Genomic DNA, 13,616 nt, shown 5'->3' on the forward strand with positions numbered 1-13,616 from the left:
GATTAGGCAGCCTAATCGACCAGGGTAAGCGCGGCTCGGAAGAACCTGGGGTCAGACGCGAGGTTATTTCAGGCTGGCGTAGAAGGCGGCCAGATTGTCGATATCCGCATCGGTCAGCGGCGCCATGAAGGGGTCCATCAAGGGCTCTTTGCGAGTGCCATCCTTGAACGCTTTCAACTGTTTCACCAGATAGGCGGCATTCTGACCCGCCAGATGGGGATAGTTGGGGATCATCGCCTTGCCTTCCACGCCGTGACAGGCGGCACAGACCGCCGCCTTGGCTTTGCCGGCTTCAATATCGGCAGCCTTGGCCTGATGACCCCACGCCAGTGCCAGCAAGGGCAGGGCATATACCCATTTTTGCATCTTCTTCTCCTTGAATTGAAAAATGATGGTTGCCAGTGAGCACAAGCATGGCTGACGGCAGTATAAAGAGTGACACGAGCATACGCAGGGACGAATGGCACAACCATGAAGTTGATCAACACTTTTGCGACCGAGCTGCCTTGGGCCTGTGAACCCGTGGTCCCCCAGCCGCTGCAGCAACCCCGGTTGCTTCATCTCAACCGGACTTTGCTGGATGAGCTGGGATTGGGAGGCGTCAGCGAGGCTGACTGGATCGCCTGTTGTGGCGAGGGAAAAGTGCTGCCCGGTATGCAGCCGGTAGCGCAGGTCTATGCCGGCCATCAGTTCGGGGGTTATAGCCCCCGGCTTGGAGATGGTCGTGCGCTGCTGTTGGGTGAGCAGCAGGCGCCGGATGGTCAGCGCTGGGATCTGCACCTGAAGGGGGCAGGAAAGACGCCGTTTTCCCGTTTTGGTGACGGTCGTGCCGTGCTGCGCTCCAGCATTCGCGAGTATCTCGCCTCCGAGGCGCTCCATGCCCTCGGCATCCCGACCACGCGGGCGCTGGTATTGGTGGGGAGTCAGGAGCCCGTTTACCGCGAGCAGGTGGAGACGGGAGCGACCGTGCTGCGCACCGCCCCCAGCCATCTGCGCTTCGGCCATATCGAGTATTTCGCCTGGAGCGGGCAGGGAGAGAAGATCCCGCCACTCATCGACTATCTGCTGCGCCACCACTTCCCCGAACAGGAGAGTGGTGCCGAACTGTTTGCCGAGGTAGTGCGCCGCACCGCGCGGCTGATTGCCAAATGGCAGGCGGCGGGCTTCTGTCACGGGGTGATGAACACCGACAATATGTCGCTGCTCGGCCTGACGCTGGATTACGGGCCATACGGCTTTATCGATGCCTACGTGCCCGATTTTGTCTGCAACCACTCGGACCCTGCGGGCCGCTACGCGCTGGATCAGCAGCCTGCGGTCGGTTATTGGAATCTTCAAAAACTGGCGCAGGCGCTGGCTGGCCATGTAGACGGTGATGCGCTGGCTGCAGCGTTGGCCCAGTACGAGCAGCAGCTGATGTTGCACTACTCCGAGTTGATGCGGGCCAAGCTCGGGCTGGCGGTGTGGGAGGAGGATGACCCGGCGCTGTTCCGCGAGCTGTTCCGGTTGCTGGCGGCCCACAAGGTGGATTACCACCTGTTCCTGCGCCGTCTCGGTGAGGTGGCGCAAGAGGGGGCGTGGCCTGCATCTCTGCTGGCCCTGTTGCCTGAACCACGGGGTTGGCAGGCGTGGCTGGAGCGCTATCGGGCGCGGCTGATGCGCGAAGGCAGCGAGGATGCCGTGCGCAAGGCGCAGATGGATGGCATCAATCCCAAGTATGTGCTGCGCAATGCGCTGGCCCAGCAGGTGATAGATGCCGCCGACGCAGGGGATATGCAGCCGTTTGAGCGGCTGTTCACCGCCTTGCAGCGCCCCTATGATGAACAACCCGAATATGAGGATCTCGCCACCCCGACTCCGGCATGGTATTGCGGTGGTGAGCTCTCCTGCAGTAGCTGAGAGATTGGGCATGAGTTGGCAAATCAAACAGGTAGATAGCGAAGCTGGCGTAGTGACGCTGGATTGTCCGGCGCTCGAGTGGGACACTTTTCCGCTGTTGGCGCAGGCCTTGCTGCGAGAGTGGGAGCTGCAGCCGCTCGAGCAGGATGCGGGGGCCGACCGCCATAGCTGGTTGCTGGAGTTTGAAGGGAGCCAGTTTCGGCTGGAGTACGAACACTACAGCGGCTGCTGGCTGGAGGCGGTGCGCCCGGCGGATCGGGAGGCGCTGCTCTGGCTCGCCAGACAGCACAAGCTGTGACTATCGTCCACAAGGCCTGCTCTGCCGCTGGCCAACCTGGACAAGCGTAATCGCATAAAGATTGAACTATCGGTTTTGGGGCGTATAATCTCGCCCCTCGATTATCGCCAATGGTGGCGATATGGGTTCCCTAACCCCATTAACCAAAAAGGTCACAAGATGAATCTGACCCCTGCGCAGTACCAAACGGCGCTTGTTCGCCTGTCGTTGTTCCACATTCTGATCATTGCCAGCAGCAACTATCTGGTGCAGCTGCCGATCACCGTGTTTGGCTTCCATACCACCTGGGGTGCGTTCAGCTTCCCGTTTATCTTCCTGGCGACCGACCTGACGGTGCGGATCTTCGGTGCCGGTCTGGCGCGCAAGATTATCCAGACCGTGATGCTGCCTGCGCTGGCGGTCTCCTATGCGCTCTCCGTGCTCTTCTTCGAAGGAAGCTTCCAGGGCGTTGGTCATCTGTCCGAGTTCAACCTGTTCGTGGCGCGTATCGCACTGGCCAGCTTTATGGCCTATCTGGTAGGGCAGTTCATGGATGTGGTGGTGTTCAACCGCCTGCGTCTGCTCAAGCAGTGGTGGATTGCGCCAGCGGCCTCCACCCTGTTCGGTAATCTGGTTGATACCATCGCTTTCTTCAGTGTGGCCTTCTGGCGCACCACAGATCCTTTCATGGCAGAGCACTGGGTCGAGATCGCAACCGTCGATTACGTATTCAAGTTGCTGATAAGCCTTGGTTTATTCGTGCCGCTCTACGGTGTCTTGTTGCGCTACCTCAGCCGCAAGCTGGTGGGCGAGGCCGGATTATCCAGCCTGCAAACGGCCACCCGGCAAGCCTGACCAGATTGACCACCCTTTGCGGTGGTCAATTTTTTTGCACTTTCTGCAAATAGCGCTTGCCTAGTCAAATGAGAATGATTATTGTTAACTTGTTTTCCGGGAAAGACTTCATTCGTTCCAACGTGATGGACTTCTTGTGAAGGCACGACATTGCTCACATTGCTTCCAGTTAAGGGCCAGTTTATCTGGCCCTCTTTTTTTGTCATTTTTCAGCAAGTTGCAGGCATAAAAAACGGGAGCCAAGGCTCCCGTCGTCACGCTGTCTGTGGCTTACTCGATATCGAGTGCCTCGGGGGAGAGGATCACCCCTGTGGTATCGGCGTAGAGGTGGTCGTCAGGCAGGAAGGTCACGCCACCGAAGTTGACCGGCAGATCGGTCTCCCCCACATCCTTGCTGTCGGCACCGACCGGAATGGCTGCCAGTGCCTGAATGCCGATATCCAGATCTTCCAGAATATCGACTTCGCGGACGCAGCCGTAGCAGACAATCCCTTCCCAATCATTCTCGGCCGCCGTGGTGGCGATGTCGCTGTCGATCAGAGCTCGGCGCATGGAGCCACCGCCATCGATCAGCAAGACACGTCCCAGTCCGTTCTCTTTGACGAGTTCACGGATAAGACCATTCGATTCGAAGCATTTGACGGTGGTGATGACGCCGCCGAAAGAGGCACGGCCGCCGAAGGAGCAGAGCATGGGTTCAAGCACATCCACCATGTCCTGATAGATGTCGCACAGTTCAGAAGTATTGTATTCCATAGTGTCAAATCCACGGCTGGAAACAGGTGCAACCAGTATAAGGAGTGGGTGTGGCATTTCAATGAATATTCCTTGCACAGATCACCTGTCGCCGCTTTTCTGCATAAGCTCAATGCAGTTCACTGCCTGTTTGCGAGAGGTCCATCGTGCTTATCCGTCATAAGTTGATCCTGAATACCGTGCTGGTTGCCGTTGCCATGCTGGTACTGAGCGGCCTGTTTATCTATTCCAGCCAGGTGCACCGTCACCTGACCGAAGCTCAGCGCAATATCGACCAGCTGGAGATCGCCATGCTCAACCTGCGGCGGGCCGAGAAGGATTTTCTGATCCGCAAGGATATGACCTTCGTTGAGCGCTTCAATCAGGGGCTGTCTGACTTTCACCAGCACAATCGGGAGCTGCTGACCGATGACAATCTGGCGGCCGTCGAGGGGGAGCTGACCAGACTGGATCAGCAGATCAGCGGTTATGGCAAAGCCTTCAACGATCTGGTGGCCCAGCAGCAGAAGATTGGTCTGGGGCCTGAGGAGGGGCTCTATGGCAAGCTGCGGGCGGCGGTGCATGAGGTGGAGAATGGGCTCAAGCAGCTGGATCAGCAGGGGCTGCTCATCACCATGCTGCAACTGAGGCGGGCGGAGAAAGACTTCATGCTGCGTTCCGATATCCAGTATCTGGAGCGTTTCGAAACCTTGCACAAGAGTTTTCAGGATAGCCTTGCCACTTTGCCGGAGGCGGGTCGCGGCAAGCTGGAGCAGGCCAGCAAGCAGTACCGGCAGGACTTTGTGGCGCTGGTGCAGGGGATGCAGGTACTGGGGCTGAAAGAGGATGAGGGGCTGCGCAACCAGATGCGGGATCTGGTGCATCAGACCGAACAGGGGTTTGCCGCCGTCGATCAGCACATTGTCGCTGAGCTGGAGCGGCAGAGCGCTCGCCTCAACAGCCTGATGCTGGTCTGTGGCGGGGTGATTGTGGTGCTGATCGGCATCATGAGCGTGTTGCTGGGGCGCAGCATCGACCGTCCCATTACTCAGGTGAATGATACCGTCAACCGCATTCGTCAGGATAATGACCTGCGCCTGAAGATAGAGCTGCGCGGGGCAGATGAAATGGCCCAGTTGGCAGGCAATCTCGACGTGATGTTGGGCGGGTTTCGCAACCTGATTGGCGATGTGAAGCAGAGCGTGCACACCCTGACCGAAGCGGCTGATCACCTCTCGGCCAACGTCAAGCGCACCAGTGAAGGGGCGGCGCGTCAGCTGCAGGAGACCGACATGGTGGCGACCGCGTCCACCGAGATGGGCTCCACCATCGAAGAGATCGCTCGCAACACCGAGCAGGCGGCCAACAATGCGCAGGCGACCAACAACAAGGCGATGGAGGGGAGGACTGCGGTCGAGAATACTGTCGAGCAGATCCGCTCGCTGGCGGGCAATCTGGAGAGCTCATCCCGCGAGGTGAGCCAACTGCAAAAAGAGAGCGAAACCATCGGCTCCGTGCTCGATGTGATCCGTGGTATTGCCGAGCAGACCAACCTGCTGGCCCTCAACGCGGCCATAGAAGCAGCCAGGGCAGGGGATCAGGGACGTGGCTTTGCGGTAGTGGCCGATGAGGTGCGCAATCTGGCCATCCGTACCCAGAAATCGACCCAGGAGATTGCCGGCATCATCAGCTCGCTGCAGAAACAGACCGGCAGCATCGTCGAGGTAATGGCGACCTGCCGCGAGCAAGGCAACCGCAGCTCGGATCAGGCCAGTACCGCAGGGGAGTTGCTGGGGCAGATCACTCAGGATGTTACCAACATCATGGACATGAGCACCCAGATTGCTGCGGCTATCGAACAGCAGAGTCTGGTGGCCAACGAGGTGAACCGCAACGTCAACAACATCCGCGACATCGCCCAGGAGTCGAGCATCATGGCAGAGGAAAATGCGAGATCCAGCGAGGGCCTCAACGAGCAGGCCCAGCTGCTCAACAAGGCGGTGGCAAAATATCGGGTTTAGTGAGCGGACTGGCATCCTTATGAGGTTTTTGCACCAGAGTGGCAATGATTTGATCGTAATGGCTGTTATTGGGGAAATTCGCTCATATAATCGCCGCCACTATGATGATTCGGAAGGATTCGATGGCAAAGTTGCTGGTGGCCGTATTCGGGCTGCTCTGTTCCTGTCTGGTGTTGGCAGGATCGGCGCCTCAGGCTACCCCACTCAAGCCCGGTATGGAGCCGCTACTCAGCTGGTTCAACGGGGCCTTTACGAGCCGGGAGCAGGCCAGTTACGACAGCCGCTTTACCAGTGCCGAGCTGCGCTTGATGGAGATCTGGCCCGGCTATCAGGGCTATCGCTGGGTCTATGCCGAGCAGTATCTGAGCATGCGCTCCGTCCGTCCTTTCCGCCAGCGCATCTATCGCTTCTCACCTGCTCCTGACGGGCGGATCCTGATGGCAGAGCTGACTATGCCCCGTGCCACCGATTTTGCCGGTGCCTGGCATGATCCCGCCCTGCTCGACAGTCTGACCCCGCAGCAGCTCTCCTTGCGCCACGGTTGCGAGATCTGGCTGACCCGTACCCCCTCCGGCGAATATGCCGGTCATACCCGGGTGGGCCATTGCTCCACCGATTTTGGTGGTGCCACAACGCTGGTGCAGCATATCTGGATTGGCCCCGATAGCGTCAGATTGCTGGATCGCGCCTATGACAACGCAGGGAGTCCGCGCTGGGGTAGCCCGGGTGAGGGGTATGTCTATTTGCGTCGTTCCAAAGGATTTGGCCAGTAGGGGAGAGTGCGTCTGGCTGCGGGAACATGAAGGATGAAAAACAGGGATCGTAAAAAAGGCGCCCATTGGGCGCCTTTTTCAGAATTCTTCAGAAGTAAAATTACTTCTTGGTGGTCATCGCACCGAAACGCTTGTTGAACTTGTCTACGCGGCCGCCGCTAGAAACTTCTTTCTGCTTGCCGGTGTAGAACGGGTGGCACTCGGAGCACACGTCCAGGTTCAGATCTTTACCGATGGTAGAGAAAGTGTTGATGACGTTACCGCAAGAGCACTTGGCGGTGATGGCTACGTAGTCAGGATGGATACCAGCTTTCATGGACAACCTCAATTAATAGGCCGTGTCGCCATCCGATCTCTTGTCGGACACCACACGATTGTTGAACACAGTTTCAAAGGCTGCGAATAATATAGGAAATGCCTGAGATCAGGCAAGTGGCTTCGCAGAAAAAATAGGCAACCCTTGGTGAATTCTTCCCAAACGCTGGATCTGGTTCGTGTCGCTGTCCCGGTACCGTTACGCCGTCACTTCGACTATCTCTCTCCCCTGCCGTTACCTGCCCCCGGTTGCCGGGTCGAGATCCCTTTCGGTCCCCAGACCCTGGTCGGGCTGGTGGTGGATCATCCGGCCGACAGCCAGGTGCCCCGCAACAAGCTCAAGCCCATCAAGCGCGTACTCGATGCGACGCCGGTGCTGGGGCCGGATATTCTGGCGCTGATGAACTGGAGCGCCAGCTACTACCAGCATCCGTTGGGTGAGGTGCTGCCCCACGCCCTGCCAGTGCTGGTGCGCAAGGGGGAGCCTGCCGCTTATCGTGAACTGGAGTTCTGGTTTGCAACTGAGGCTGGCATGGCCATCGACCTTAACGAGCTCAAGCGGGCGGCCAAGCAGCAGCAAGCGCTCGCCCTGCTGCGCAAGGGGCCGCAGACCCCCTCCGCCCTGAAACAGGAGGAGATCCAGAGTGCCGCACTCACTGCGCTGGAGAAGAAGGGATTGCTGGAGAAGCGTTCGCTGGAGCCGAGCCATGACGGCGACTGGGCCGCCCGCTTTGAGCCGGGTGAGGGGCTGCGCCTCAACGGCGAACAGGCGCTGGCTGTCTCTGCCGTTACCAGCCAGAGCGACAAGTTCGGTGCCTTCCTGCTGGATGGCATCACCGGCTCCGGCAAAACCGAGGTGTATTTAAGCATCCTTGAGCCCTTGCTCAAGGCGGGCAAGCAGGCGCTGGTGATGGTGCCGGAGATCGGCCTCACCCCGCAGACCATCAACCGCTTCCGCCGCCGCTTCAACGTGCCGGTGGTGGCGATGAACTCCGCCATGAACGACAGGGAGCGGCTCGACGCCTGGCTCGCCTGCCGTGACGGCGCCGCCGCCATCCTGATCGGCACCCGCTCCGCGGTGTTCACCCCGTTTCACAACCTCGGCATCATCATCATCGACGAAGAGCACGACGGCTCTTTCAAGCAGCAGGACGGTTTTCGCTACCACGCGCGGGATCTGGCGGTGATGCGGGCCCATCGTGCCGGTATTCCGATCCTGCTTGGCTCGGCTACCCCATCGCTGGAGACGCTGCACAACGCCCGCACCGGCAAGTATCACCACCTCACCCTGACCCGCCGCGCCGGTAATGCCCAGACCGCTCGTCAGGTGATCCTGGATATCAAGAACGTGCGGTTGCAGGCCGGGCTCTCCCCCCAGTTGGAGCAGTTGATGGCAGAGCATTTGGCGGCGGGCAATCAGGTGATGCTGTTTCTCAACCGTCGTGGCTATGCCCCGGCCCTTATCTGCCATCAGTGTGGCTGGAGCGCGGCCTGCGAGCGCTGTGATGCCTGGTACACCTGGCATCAGGCCGGACGGCGGCTGCACTGCCATCATTGCGACAGTGTACGCCCGCTACCCCACCACTGCCCCGAATGTGGCAGCAACGAACTGATCGGATCGGGAGTGGGCACCGAGCAGTTGGAGCAGCTGCTCACCACAGTGTTCCCGCAATATCCGGTGGTGCGCATCGATCGGGACAACACCCGCCGCAAGGGGGAGCTGGAGACTCACCTCGGCGACATCAAGGCGGGCAAGTACAAGATCCTGATCGGCACCCAGATGCTGGCCAAGGGCCACCACTTCCCGGACGTGACGCTAGTGGGTCTGCTGGATGTGGATGGTGCCCTGTTCAGCGCCGATTTTCGCGCCGCCGAGAAGCTTGCCCAGCTCTACACCCAGGTGGCGGGTCGCGCCGGTCGCGCCAGCAAACCCGGGCTGGTGGTGCTGCAGAGCCACCATCCGGAGCACGCCCTGCTGCAGGATCTGACCCAGAATGGCTACGGCCACTTCGCCGATACGGCGTTGAAAGAGCGTCGTCTGCTGGGGCTGCCGCCCTTCAGCTATCAGGGGCTGTTCCGCGCCGAGGCCAATGGCCGTGACGAGGTGCAGCTGTTCCTCGCCCGCCTCGCCGATACCCTGCGCAGCGCCCGCTATCCCCACGTTCAGGTGCTGGGGCCCATCAGCGGCTTTATGGAGCGCAAGGCGGGCAAGTTTCGCATGCAGTTGCTGGTGCAGGGGCCGAATCGAGCACCACTGGCCCAACTGCTGGATTGGGCGGTGAAGGAGCTGGAAGGCTGGCCTGAGACCAAAAGGGTGCGCTGGAGTCTGGATATCGACCCCACCGAGCTGAGTTGATGGTGGCACCGGCGCCGGTCGCTGGCAGTTATCGTCAGCGACCGATGGGTGATTTCATTTCAAGGCTCAGACCCGCAGATCGATCTGCTGCACCCAGCCTCCTTTACCCTGTTCGGTGAGATAGAGGCCGGATTGGCGCAGCACCCCCTGATTGCCGCTCTCCCCCAGATGGTTGAAGGGGGTGTCGAGGGGGCGCAGCAGGATGGCGCCGATCCCCAGTTCGACCAGAGCTATAGGTGCGTGCTCCGGATGCCAGAACTGCAGGGCTGAAAACTGGCTATCCCCTTCATCCAGCACCCCGTTGCCATCCTCATCCAGGGTTGCCAACTCGTCGAAGCCATTGCCGGAGCGTGCACCAAACAGCTCGCCCCCATCGTCTATGGTGCCGTTGCCATTGCGATCCAGCGCCACAAAGCCGCTCCCTTCCCGCAGACCCGGCAGGCTATCCTCCTTGCCATCCTGATCGATATCGAAAGTGACCCGTGCCTCGGTCAGATCGGCAATCTTGCCATCCAGACTGAGTACCAGCGGATCCTTGAGGGCATTGAGGGTGGTGCGCCGCTGGCTCACCTCCAGCTGGCGCCAGTCGAGCACAAAGCCGAGATCGAGCTGAATAGTCTGACCATCCCGAGTCGCTACGGTGGCCGATGCCACCACGTTGAGCTGCTCCTGTTGCAGCAGGGTGTCAGTCACCTCCACCAGTTGATCCGGCTCGGCGGCTTGAGCCGCGCCGTCTCCTTGGGTCACTCCATCGCCTCCTTCTTCGGAGGGGTTGATCGGCTTGGGCAGCTCGATTTCGTGGCCCAGCATCGCCTCGATCATCAGCTTGATCAGCCGCTGGCGGTTATCCAGTCCATCGTCGGGAATACCATCCTGCTCTTTGCCGACGTCCGCTGCGGGCGGGGCGGGAGGTGTTGTCGCTTGCTGGCTGGGGGCGGATTGCCTTGCGGTTTGCAGCGTCAGGGCGCTGGTGAGGGTCAGGGGGCTGTTGCGTTCGCCGGCCGCTGCCGTATTGTTGCCCTCCGGTGGATTGACGGCGGGTGGCACTGGCCCGAGGTTGCGCACCTTGCGGCTCTGGGCCTGTTGTTGCCGGTATTGCACCTCCCCCTGGAGGTCGTAGTGATCGATGCGCATACGTTCGCCCTCGGCGCTATACATCTGGTCAGTTATCGACCAATTGATGAGCAGGGCTTAACACCAAATCGGACTAATCAGGGAGGTGGTTAGTACTAGGTTGCAAGGTGGTGACGTGGCAGGATGGCAAGAGACTGGATGGTGGCGCAGTGGTTGAACATTTTCAGGTAGCGCTGCGCACTCTGGCTGACAAGTGGCATCGGTGAGGATAGGGAGAATTACATGAGAAATTGTCTGGTGATGGGTGTGGCGGGCTATGGTGGATTCCTGTCTGGCGCTCCTTGCATCAATGATGCTGAGGGCTGCACTCATGCGTAACTGTCTGGTGATGGGGGCGGCAGGCTATATCGGTTCCTATCTAGTGCCTCACCTGCAAACTTTGGGCTACAGGGTAATTGCCGGGGCGCGCCGTCCCTGCCGCTTGCCTGAGGGGGTGGAGTTTCGCCTCGCTGACAGCCTCAAACCCATCACTTTGCTGCCTGCGCTGGCGGGCATCGATACCGTCTTCTATCTGGTACATGCTATGGGGGCGGGGGCCGATTTTCACCGATTGGAGCAGCAGGGGGTAAAGAACTTCGCTGCCGCCGCCCGTGCTGCCGGGGTGCGTCGCATCATCTATCTCGGGGCAATCCAGCCGGAGCAGTGCAACAGTCGCCATCTCAACTCCCGCCGCCATTGCGGCGAGCTGTTTCGTGACTCCGGTGTGCCGACGGTGGAGCTGCGCGCTGGCATCATCATCGGGCCCGGTTCGGCGGCGTTCGAGGTGATGCGGGATCTGGTGTTCAACCTGCCGCTGATGGTGACGCCCAAATGGGTGCGCTCGCGCACGCCGCCGATTGCGCTGTCCAACCTGCTGCACTATCTGGGCGGGCTGGTAGAGGCAGACGAGGTGGATGGCCGCATCTTCAACGCGGTCGGCCCCGAGCTGCTCAGCTATCAACAGCAGTTGCAGAAGTTCGCCGCCCATATCGGCAAGCGCTGCCCCATCATTCCCATCCCGTTTCTGAGTCCGCGCCTCTCCGCCTGGTGGCTGCAGTTTGTCACCTCGGTGCCGCAGCCGGTGGCCAAGGCGCTGGTGGGCGGTCTCAAGCACGATATCCCGGCCGATGATGGCCCGCTGCGCACCTTGCTGCCGCAGACTCTGCTCAGCTTCGACGAGGCGCTGGCGGAGAGTCTGGCGCTGGAGCAGAAGCTGGGTGCCGAGCAGCAGGGGCAGGAGACGCCGCTCGGCCTGCGCTGGCGCCATCCCGAATATGGCTTCTACGACCGTACCGCCAGCGGCGAGGCCATCTGCCTCGCCTCTCCCGAGGTGGTGTGGCAGGTGTTGCAGCAGTTGGGGGGGGAGCAGCGCTACTTCTACATGAACGAGCTGTGGGTGGTGCGCGAATGGATGGATCACCTGATCGGCGGCCCGGCCCGCACCCGTGGCCGCACCAATCCGGATCGTTTCGTGAAGGGAGATATGCTCGACTCTTGGCAGATCCTCGGTGTGGATGAGGGGCGCAGGCTCGATCTCTTGTTCAACATGAAGGCCCCGGGCGTCGGGCGGCTGGAGTTCAACATCCTGCCGGAGGAGTCCGGGTTGACCCGCATCCGGGTCACCGCTCACTGGCACCCGCAGGGCGCCTGGGGGCTGGCCTACTGGCTTGCCATGCTGCCGTTCCACCTCTTTATCTTTCAGGGGATGACCGAGGCCATCGCCCGTCAGGCTGAGGCGAGGGCAGGTATCCCGGTGATGGATTAACCCCTATTCACACCATCCCCGCTGATAGAGTGCCCCGTTCGGGGCACTTTTTATGCGGCGGCCATGCCCGGTTATGGCAGATAGTGGTAGGCGTCTCATGGCAAAGGCTGGCATCATGCCGCGGTCTTGTTTACCGCGGATAGATAATCAGTCAGAAAAAGAAGGGATTATGAAGAAAAAACCGTCAATTTTGGGGGGCGCCTGCATCATTGCCAGCGTCTGCGTGGGAGCTGGCATGCTCGGTCTGCCGAGTTCGGGGGCGGGGGCCTGGACCCTCTGGTCGGTGCTGGCGCTGACCGTCACCATGGTGATGATGACCCTCTCCGGCTGGATGCTGCTGGAATCCTTCCAGCACCACGACATGCGGGTCTCCTTCAATACCGTGACTCGCGAGCTGCTGGGGGAGAAGCTCAATCTCCTCAACAACCTCTCGGTCTACTTTGTTGGCGGTATTCTGCTCTACGCCTATATCACCTCTTCCGGTGCCATCCTGCAGGGGATACTGGGGATCGACAGCAAGCTTGCATCCGTGCTGTTTGTGGCGCTCTTCTCTGCGGTGGTGTGGCACTCGACCCGCGCCGTTGACCGTATTTCGGTGGTGCTGATCGCCTTCATGATCCTCAGTTTCGCCCTCGGTGTGGCCGGTCTGCTCGGCAGTATCAAGCTGCCGACCCTGCTCGATCTGGCGGGCAGCGAGAGTCGCTATGCCCCTTATGCCATGGCGATGCTGCCGGTGGCGCTCACCTCGTTCGGCTATCACCACTCGGTGGCCTCCCTGCGTGCCTACTACCAGAACGAGCAGCAGGCCAGATGGGCCATTCTGGGGGGAACCCTGATCGCGCTGGCGCTCTACGTGCTCTGGCTGTTGGGGATCTTCGGCAACCTGCCCCGTCAGGATTTTGCTCCGGTGATTGCCAAGGGGGGTGACGTGAGTGTGCTGCTCTCCGCGCTTTCAGGGGTGATCGAATCGGAGAAGGTGGCCAGCGCCATCAACGGCTTCTCCATGGCGGCGATCCTCTCCTCCTTTATCGGAGTGGGGCTCGGGGTGTTCGACTATCTGGCTGATCTGTTCAAGTTCGACAACAGCCGCACCGGTCGCTGCAAGACCTGGGCGGTCACCTTCCTGCCGCCGCTGGTGCTCTCCCTGCTCTTCCCGTTCGGCTTCCTGCTGGCCATCGGCTATGCCGGTGCCGCCGCCACCATCTGGACCTGCATCATCCCGGCATTGCTGGTGCTGCGCACCCGGGCGCGGGCCGAGCGGGGCGAAGTGACCCCCCATTTCGTCACCCCCGGCGGCAAGCTGATGGCCTGGCTGCTGATCCTGTTCGGATTGGCGACCGCGCTGTTCCACTTCCTGTCGATGGCAAATCTGTTGCCGGTCTATCTGGGCAACTGAGTCAGGTCTACAGCTCTGACAGAAAGGGCGGCAAGGCCAACTTGCCGCCCTTTTTGCACCATTTTTACCCCATACAGCAGGATCTATAACTAAAGTGGTAGGTGTGGGTGG

Annotated in this window: 12 protein-coding genes; 8 read left to right on the plus strand and 4 right to left on the minus strand. The window is 60.4% G+C overall.

Going from position 1 to position 13,616, the window contains the following annotated elements:
- Positions 1-63 precede the first annotated feature (63 nt).
- Positions 64-366: a c-type cytochrome gene (locus ACW5XC_RS12790; protein ID WP_005340687.1), complete on the minus strand. Its 303-nt coding sequence runs from the start codon at positions 364-366 to the stop codon at positions 64-66.
- 105 nt (positions 367-471) lie between these two features.
- Between ACW5XC_RS12790 and ACW5XC_RS12795 the strand changes: the two genes are divergently transcribed.
- The 3 genes from ACW5XC_RS12795 (at position 472) to ACW5XC_RS12805 (ending at position 3,031) form a co-directional block, all read left to right on the plus strand.
- Complete coding sequence (locus tag ACW5XC_RS12795) at positions 472-1,899, plus strand: protein adenylyltransferase SelO (protein WP_042054244.1); 1,428 nt, start codon at positions 472-474, stop codon at positions 1,897-1,899.
- A gap of 10 nt (positions 1,900-1,909) precedes the next feature.
- The gene (locus ACW5XC_RS12800) at positions 1,910-2,197 is read left to right on the plus strand and encodes a DUF3630 family protein (protein ID WP_042054243.1); all 288 of its coding nucleotides are present in this window, start codon (positions 1,910-1,912) and stop codon (positions 2,195-2,197) included.
- A 159-nt stretch (positions 2,198-2,356) separates the two neighbouring features.
- Positions 2,357-3,031, plus strand: a complete 675-nt coding sequence (locus ACW5XC_RS12805; RefSeq protein ID WP_042054242.1) for a 7-cyano-7-deazaguanine/7-aminomethyl-7-deazaguanine transporter — start codon at positions 2,357-2,359, stop codon at positions 3,029-3,031.
- Positions 3,032-3,301: 270 nt separating this feature from the next.
- Here the strand turns inward: ACW5XC_RS12805 and rraA are convergent, their stop codons facing one another.
- A complete protein-coding gene (gene rraA / locus ACW5XC_RS12810; RefSeq protein ID WP_005340678.1) occupies positions 3,302-3,787 on the minus strand; it encodes a ribonuclease E activity regulator RraA in 486 nt (161 codons plus the stop codon).
- Positions 3,788-3,933: 146 nt separating this feature from the next.
- Here rraA and ACW5XC_RS12815 point away from each other — a divergent pair, with 146 nt between their 5' ends.
- Together ACW5XC_RS12815 and ACW5XC_RS12820 are read left to right on the plus strand one after the other, a co-directional pair.
- Positions 3,934-5,787: a methyl-accepting chemotaxis protein gene (locus ACW5XC_RS12815; protein ID WP_042054241.1), complete on the plus strand. Its 1,854-nt coding sequence runs from the start codon at positions 3,934-3,936 to the stop codon at positions 5,785-5,787.
- Positions 5,788-5,909: 122 nt separating this feature from the next.
- Positions 5,910-6,560, plus strand: coding sequence for a chromophore lyase CpcT/CpeT (locus ACW5XC_RS12820; RefSeq protein ID WP_021230765.1), 651 nt, complete (start codon positions 5,910-5,912; stop codon positions 6,558-6,560).
- A gap of 100 nt (positions 6,561-6,660) precedes the next feature.
- Here the strand turns inward: ACW5XC_RS12820 and rpmE are convergent, their stop codons facing one another.
- A complete protein-coding gene (gene rpmE / locus ACW5XC_RS12825; RefSeq protein WP_005340673.1) occupies positions 6,661-6,876 on the minus strand; it encodes a 50S ribosomal protein L31 in 216 nt (71 codons plus the stop codon).
- Between the two features lie 147 nt (positions 6,877-7,023).
- On the opposite strand from rpmE, the gene priA reads away from it, so the two are divergent.
- Entirely contained in the window at positions 7,024-9,231 is a 2,208-nt protein-coding gene (priA, locus tag ACW5XC_RS12830) for a primosomal protein N' (protein WP_042054240.1), read from the plus strand.
- 66 nt (positions 9,232-9,297) lie between these two features.
- On the opposite strand, the gene ACW5XC_RS12835 is transcribed toward priA, so the two are convergent.
- Positions 9,298-10,389 carry a hypothetical protein gene (locus ACW5XC_RS12835; RefSeq protein WP_042054238.1) on the minus strand — a complete coding sequence of 364 codons (1,092 nt, stop codon included), beginning with the start codon at positions 10,387-10,389 and terminating at the stop codon, positions 9,298-9,300.
- A 286-nt stretch (positions 10,390-10,675) separates the two neighbouring features.
- Here ACW5XC_RS12835 and ACW5XC_RS12840 point away from each other — a divergent pair, with 286 nt between their 5' ends.
- Together ACW5XC_RS12840 and ACW5XC_RS12845 are read left to right on the plus strand one after the other, a co-directional pair.
- Complete coding sequence (locus ACW5XC_RS12840; RefSeq protein ID WP_042054237.1) at positions 10,676-12,109, plus strand: DUF2867 domain-containing protein; 1,434 nt, start codon at positions 10,676-10,678, stop codon at positions 12,107-12,109.
- 169 nt (positions 12,110-12,278) lie between these two features.
- Positions 12,279-13,505: an aromatic amino acid transporter gene (locus ACW5XC_RS12845; RefSeq protein WP_042054236.1), complete on the plus strand. Its 1,227-nt coding sequence runs from the start codon at positions 12,279-12,281 to the stop codon at positions 13,503-13,505.
- Positions 13,506-13,616 lie beyond the last annotated feature (111 nt).

The organism is Aeromonas sp. 25-AL00135 (assembly GCF_054052385.1).

What these genes read in the sequence shown, in the direction of transcription:
- ACW5XC_RS12840 (WP_042054237.1), top strand. Translation starts at nt 10,676, where the DNA reads ATGCGTAACTGTCTGGTGATGGGGGCGGCAGGCTATATCGGTTCCTAT.
- ACW5XC_RS12845 (WP_042054236.1), top strand. Translation starts at nt 12,279, where the DNA reads ATGAAGAAAAAACCGTCAATTTTGGGGGGCGCCTGCATCATTGCCAGC.
- rpmE (WP_005340673.1), bottom strand. Translation starts at nt 6,876, where the DNA reads ATGAAAGCTGGTATCCATCCTGACTACGTAGCCATCACCGCCAAGTGC.
- rraA (WP_005340678.1), bottom strand. Translation starts at nt 3,787, where the DNA reads ATGGAATACAATACTTCTGAACTGTGCGACATCTATCAGGACATGGTG.
- ACW5XC_RS12820 (WP_021230765.1), top strand. Translation starts at nt 5,910, where the DNA reads ATGGCAAAGTTGCTGGTGGCCGTATTCGGGCTGCTCTGTTCCTGTCTG.
- ACW5XC_RS12790 (WP_005340687.1), bottom strand. Translation starts at nt 366, where the DNA reads ATGCAAAAATGGGTATATGCCCTGCCCTTGCTGGCACTGGCGTGGGGT.
- ACW5XC_RS12805 (WP_042054242.1), top strand. Translation starts at nt 2,357, where the DNA reads ATGAATCTGACCCCTGCGCAGTACCAAACGGCGCTTGTTCGCCTGTCG.
- ACW5XC_RS12835 (WP_042054238.1), bottom strand. Translation starts at nt 10,389, where the DNA reads ATGTATAGCGCCGAGGGCGAACGTATGCGCATCGATCACTACGACCTC.
- ACW5XC_RS12795 (WP_042054244.1), top strand. Translation starts at nt 472, where the DNA reads ATGAAGTTGATCAACACTTTTGCGACCGAGCTGCCTTGGGCCTGTGAA.
- ACW5XC_RS12800 (WP_042054243.1), top strand. Translation starts at nt 1,910, where the DNA reads ATGAGTTGGCAAATCAAACAGGTAGATAGCGAAGCTGGCGTAGTGACG.